Origin of the sequence: Sulfurospirillum sp. SCADC (assembly GCF_000743525.1) — a bacterium.
Taxonomy (GTDB): Bacteria; Campylobacterota; Campylobacteria; order Campylobacterales; family Sulfurospirillaceae; genus Sulfurospirillum.
This window is the reverse complement of sequence record NZ_JQGK01000031.1, coordinates 1-4,780: the sequence shown is the minus strand read 5'-3', so window position 1 is coordinate 4,780 and position 4,780 is coordinate 1. Positions and strand designations below refer to the sequence as shown.

Below are 4,780 nucleotides of genomic sequence, written 5' to 3'. Positions count from 1 at the left end.
CTTCAAATATTCGTCAATTAAACAGTAAACTGCTATAATGTCTCGCTCCATAAACGTGCCCTCCACGGCTTTTTATGGAGTCTCAAGCAATTTTTAGACCCTTCTTCGCAACTAGCAGTTTGGGTTATTATATGTAAATTACTGGAGTGCTCTACCTTTTGATTTTGGTAAATCAATAGTTTCAATTTTTCAAACACCTGCCATGTATCATCTTTGGTTTGTTTATATGATTATCGGTATCTATATTCTGTTACCGATACTTCATCCTATCTCAGAAAAATTACTTGCTGATCCTAAACTGGCTATTTATTTTTTTACACTTTGGTTTTTGGTCAATTCATTGACTGTCTATTTTCCTTTTGACTTCATCCGGCTTATTGTCTTAAATGACTTTATGTCATGGTCAGGCTATTTTATGCTAGGGCATTATCTGGTTTATGAAAAACATATCCCTTCTAAGATTTCCAATAAAATTTTGCTCATTGTTTTTTTAGTGGCAAGTTCATGTACTTTTGCTCTGACCATATACTTAAATACAAATTTCAACCCTTTGATTGAAACTGCTTATATCTATTTTAGTCCAAATGTAATGATTGCCACCATTGCAGTTTTTTTATTGTTAAAACAAATGACCCTTTCTCATTTTTATGTGAAAACTGTATCCTATCTATCACCCCTTGTTTTTCCTGTATACTTTATGCACTTATTGGTCATTGCCATACTCTCAAGCGGGATTCTCGGTTTTTCACTAGATCAATTTTTTATCCATCCTTTTATTGGTATTTTGCTTCTATGCTTAGTTACTTTTATTGTGTCGTTTATATTGGCTGCTATTGTAACTAAACTACCGTTTATGTCAAAAATAATCGGCTAAATAGCAGGCTAAAAATACTAAAAATACTAAAAATAGCAGGGTCAAATAGCAGGGTCACAAATAGCAGGGTCAGAGCTTTACTTTTAACTAATATTTGCTACAATGACCTTTGACAAATAGCAGGGTCAGAGCTTTACTTTTAACTAATATTTGCTACAATGACCTTTGAAAAGGAGTCTCAAATGCCTCGAAAACTTAGAATAGAAAAGATAGGGTTTTATCATATCATTAATCGTGGTGTAGCTAGAGCAAACATATTTTTGTCTGATGATGATTATGTGCAGTTTCTGCAAATCATGCAAGATGCTTCGCAGGAGTATGGCTTTGCGATTTATTCATTTTGCCTTATGAGCAACCATTATCATTTGCTTTTAAAAATAGCAGGGTCAGAGCTTTACTTTTAACTAATATTTGCTACAATGACCTTTGAAAAGGAGTCTCAAATGCCTCGAAAACTTAGAATAGAAAAGATAGGGTTTTATCATATCATTAATCGTGGTGTAGCTAGAGCAAACATATTTTTGTCTGATGATGATTATGTGCAGTTTCTGCAAATCATGCAAGATGCTTCGCAGGAGTATGGCTTTGCGATTTATTCATTTTGCCTTATGAGCAACCATTATCATTTGCTTTTAAAAATAAGTGATAGAAATCTTTCTATCTTAATGCAAAACATAAATTCAAGATATAGTATATATTTTAATCACAAGTACAAACGAGTCGGCCCCCTTTGGCAAGGACGATTTAAATCGTGGTATCTATTTGATACATCGTATTTGCAAACTCTTATCAAATATATAGAATACAATCCCATAAAAGCAAACATAACACAAGATATTGGTGAGTATCCTTGGGCTATGAGTAGTCGTAATGCTACATTTTTCTCGCACAAAGTGCAAAGCACAAGAATGTTAAATTTTGAATTGTTAGATGGTATGAGTTTTGACAAAGAGTTAAATGAAGATGAGCAAAAAAAGCTTAATACTTTTTTGAATGTTAAGTTTGAACTCAAGGAAGATGAACTCCGTCAAAAAGAGAAGTTTTCATTGGAGAGCTATTTTGGTTTGGCTAACTCTAAAGAAAGTGCTATACATAAGGCTTTGAAAGATGGATATACGCAAAGAGAAGTTGGAGAATATCTCGGGCTTTCCCATGTAGCGGTATCAAAAATAGCAAAAATATATAGACAGAAAGTAAATCTTTTTGAAAAGTTGAGAGATAAAGGTATTTTTTGGAGCTATAGTAAAAGTGTAAGCTATGAAGATATTGGCTCAGGGCTTTTTGTGGAATATCTTTTAAAATACGGTGATTTTGATGATATCAAACTTGGATTTGAGCTTTTTGGAAAAAGGTACATGAAGAAGATATGGGAAAAGAAACTCACAAGTGACAAAAGTTTTATCAAGACAAATTTGATGTTAGCGAGAGTTTTTTTTGGGATGGATGTAGAAAGCGACTACTTTAAGGAGGTGAAAAATGCAAGACTTGAAAAACTTAAACTGCTTGCTTCCTAAGACAAAAGAGTTGCTATTTCAAATGGTCGAAAGTTGTGGTTTTTTACACAAATATGTATTGGTGGGTGGGAGTGCATTGACATTGCATATCTGTCACCGAAAAAGTGAAGATTTGGATTTTTTCACTTATGAGGACAGCTTGAACAAAAAAGAGATTTTGGAGTTCATTCAAGGCTTTGAAACCAAAGAGATTATCAACCAAACAGATGAGCAGATAGATCTGCTATTAAATGGCGTGAAGGTTACATTTTTCAATGCGAAATGGAGCTTCTTGAAGCCACAACACATTGCAAACTTTAATCTCGCAACAATAGAAATGATAGCTGCTATGAAAGTAAATGTACTTTTTTTAAGAGCCAAATATAGGGATTATTATGATATCTATTTTTTGGCAAAAGAAAAAATGAGTTTAAGGGATATGTATAGAGCAAGTGAGCATATCGTAGAAGGTATAACATACAAACTTTTTGTGACAGGATTGCTTTATATTGACGATATTGAAGACGATGATATACGTTACCTTGAGCCAAAAGAAACAGTAACAAAGGTTCAAATGAGAACTTTTTTTGAGAAAAGAGTGTAGAAAATGCCCAAAGTAGCACTACTACTTTCAACCTACAACGGTGAAAAATACCTAAAACAACAACTAGATTCTTTACAAGATCAAACCCATAAAGAGATTGGAATCATCGCTCGTGATGATGGTAGTTGTGATGCAACAGTAGAGATACTAAAATTATATGGCATAAAAATGCTAGAGGCTATGCACAATTTAGGAGCGAAGGAAAATTTTTCTACACTTTTGGATTATGCGCTTGGAGAGAGTGGTACTGAGTACTTTATGTTTTGCGATCAAGATGATGTTTGGCATCCAGATAAAGTTGAAAAAACTTACGTAAAGATGCAAGAGCTAGAGAGTTTTTATGGCAAAAATACGCCTTTACTCATACATGGCAATTTAACAGTCGTGGATAAAGATTTAGAGATTATCGCACCTTCTTTTTGGGATTATCAGCATATAGATCCATTTCAAGGTAGTTCAAATCGTCTTTTATTGCAAAATGTTGTCACGGGTTGTACGATGATGATTAACCGAGCATTGGCAGAGAAAGTGAAACATATCCCACAAGAAGCTATTATGCACGATTGGTGGATAGCGATGGTGGCATCAGCCTTTGGAAAAATAGCTTTCATAGACGAGCCTTTGATGCTTTACAGACAGCATAGCAAGAATGACACAGGAGCAAAGCAGTATGGGCTTAAATATTTTTTCAAAAAGTTTTTTTCAAAACCTTCATTGGAAAAATATATTTTCCAAAGTAAAGCTTTTTTAGCATATTATAAAAAAGAGTTGAATGAACCTGATAGAAAAATGCTAGAAGAATTTTCAGCTTTTTGTCAATTGAACAAGTGTCAAAAGTTAAGAGTTTTGTTTAAATACAAAATTTGGAAAAATGGCTTGATGAGAAATCTCGGGCTGATACTGTTCGCATGAAAATTCAAACCATTATTCCCATCTTTAACCCACAAGTATCCTTTAGTGAGCGCATTGTGCCTTTGCTTCAAGAGCAGACGGCATCATCTGCTCTTTTGGTCATCAATTCAGGCGATAAAGATCTAACAATTGCAAAGAGCGCAACACTTAAAATCCAAAAAAGCGAATTCAATCATGCTAATACACGCAATCTAGCATTAAATTACGAAGCCGACTTTTATCTGTTTATGACACAAGATTCGATGCCTTACGATGAATTTTTAGTAGAAAACTTACTGAAAGCTTTTGAAGATGATAATGTCGTTGTCGCCTATGCGAGGCAGATCCCGTATCAAGATGCTGATGCTATGGAGGTGTTTGCACGTATGACAAACTATCCACTAAGTTCTAAGGTCAAATCGAAAGATGATTTGCCTACGATGGGCATTAAAACGTTTTTTTGTTCCGATAGTTGTGCGATGTATAGAGCAAGTTATTTTAAAGAGGTCAGTGGATTTAAGAAAGATCTTAATACGAATGAAGATATGGAGTTTGCAGCGCGGGCTATCATGGATGGTAAGAAAGTAGCCTATGCAGCGGATGCCAAAGTATATCACTCACATACCTTTACATGTAAAGATATTTGGAAGCGTTACAGCGCTATTGGAAAGTTTTTTACTGAAAATAGCTGGATACTTAAAGAAGTAGAAAAATACCATAAAGCTGAATCAACAGGCATAAATCAAGCTTTGAGAGAACTAAAATATCTGTTAAAAGAGTCACCTTGGAGCATACCTCGTTCTTGTCTGCATTCTCTTATAAAATTCATTGCGTTTAAATCAGCTTTTTAACCTTCTTTTGTTAGGATATTCTCTTCACTTCTTCATTGGAGGCTATTACTACACCATATAAATACAT

At 34.2% G+C, this 4,780-nt stretch carries 6 protein-coding genes; all 6 read left to right on the top strand.

All coding sequences use genetic code 11. The features are described from left to right. Positions 1 to 175 precede the first annotated feature (175 nt). Positions 176 to 874, top strand: a complete 699-nt coding sequence (locus tag JU57_RS13430) for an acyltransferase family protein (RefSeq protein WP_363915376.1) — start codon at positions 176 to 178, stop codon at positions 872 to 874. A gap of 182 nt (positions 875 to 1,056) precedes the next feature. Continuing rightward, positions 1,057 to 1,278, top strand: a complete 222-nt coding sequence (locus tag JU57_RS13425) for a transposase (protein WP_051906928.1) — start codon at positions 1,057 to 1,059, stop codon at positions 1,276 to 1,278. A 39-nt stretch (positions 1,279 to 1,317) separates the two neighbouring features. Then, positions 1,318 to 2,388 (top strand): transposase, encoded by a 1,071-nt coding sequence (locus JU57_RS13875; protein WP_051906926.1) that lies wholly within the window; start codon positions 1,318 to 1,320, stop codon positions 2,386 to 2,388. Next, positions 2,351 to 2,971, top strand: coding sequence for a nucleotidyl transferase AbiEii/AbiGii toxin family protein (locus JU57_RS13415; protein ID WP_037962155.1), 621 nt, complete (start codon positions 2,351 to 2,353; stop codon positions 2,969 to 2,971). Before JU57_RS13875 ends, JU57_RS13415 begins: the two co-directional genes overlap by 38 nt. A gap of 3 nt (positions 2,972 to 2,974) precedes the next feature. Then, on the top strand, positions 2,975 to 3,883 hold the full coding sequence (locus JU57_RS13410; protein ID WP_037962153.1) for a glycosyltransferase family 2 protein: 909 nt from the start codon (positions 2,975 to 2,977) through the stop codon (positions 3,881 to 3,883). Then, positions 3,880 to 4,713, top strand: coding sequence for a glycosyltransferase family 2 protein (locus JU57_RS13405; RefSeq protein WP_051906924.1), 834 nt, complete (start codon positions 3,880 to 3,882; stop codon positions 4,711 to 4,713). The genes JU57_RS13410 and JU57_RS13405 overlap by 4 nt, the downstream gene beginning before the upstream one ends. The last annotated feature ends 67 nt before the right edge of the window (positions 4,714 to 4,780 follow it).